This is a genomic window from Mesorhizobium sp. M7A.F.Ca.US.014.04.1.1, assembly GCF_003998745.1.
In the GTDB taxonomy this organism is placed as follows: domain Bacteria; phylum Pseudomonadota; class Alphaproteobacteria; order Rhizobiales; family Rhizobiaceae; genus Mesorhizobium; species Mesorhizobium ciceri.
Genome location: NZ_RZRW01001405.1, coordinates 1 through 525 on the forward strand (window position 1 = coordinate 1; position 525 = coordinate 525).

Below are 525 nucleotides of genomic sequence, written 5' to 3' on the forward strand. Positions count from 1 at the left end.
GCTTCATTGATCGGTCTGCCTTGTTCCCTGACCACCACCTCGGCCAGATGTCGGGCGTTCTGCCGGATCAAGACCGCGATCCGCTTCATGATCGCCGCACGGGCAAGAGGCGCTTTGAGCCCCCAAGCCTTCTGCGCCTTACGGGCGGCCTCTATCGCCTGGCGAGCCTGATCCGGGCTTGCCTCGGGCACGTCGACAAAGGCCTTGCCATTGGCCGGATTGATCACCGAACGCGTGCCGGCTTCGCCGGTGACAAACTTCCCGTCGATCAACATGAGATAGGATTTCTTGTCTTCTGCTGCCATGGTTCAATCCGCTTCCGCGTGCGTTGCAGGCGTGCCGACGCCTAAGGGTTGGATTTCGCCGCGGCCATCTGGACCGCGAACTCGATCGCTTCGACCAAACTGTCCTCATTGGCGATGCCCTTGCCGGCGATGTCGAAGGCCGTGCCGTGGTCGACAGAGGTGCGGATGATCGGAAGGCCGAGCGTGACATTGACACCAGAGCGCGCTTTCCACTCACCGG

At 61.9% G+C, this 525-nt stretch carries 2 protein-coding genes; both read right to left on the reverse strand.

Annotated elements, in window-relative coordinates:
- Nucleotides 1-305: aldehyde dehydrogenase family protein (locus EOA22_RS36795; protein WP_127390769.1), on the reverse strand; the 305-nt coding region annotated here is incomplete at its 3' end.
- A 41-nt stretch (nucleotides 306-346) separates the two neighbouring features.
- Nucleotides 347-525, reverse strand: a 179-nt coding sequence (locus tag EOA22_RS36800) for a 4-hydroxythreonine-4-phosphate dehydrogenase PdxA (RefSeq protein ID WP_206521587.1), incomplete at its 5' end; no start/stop codon positions are given.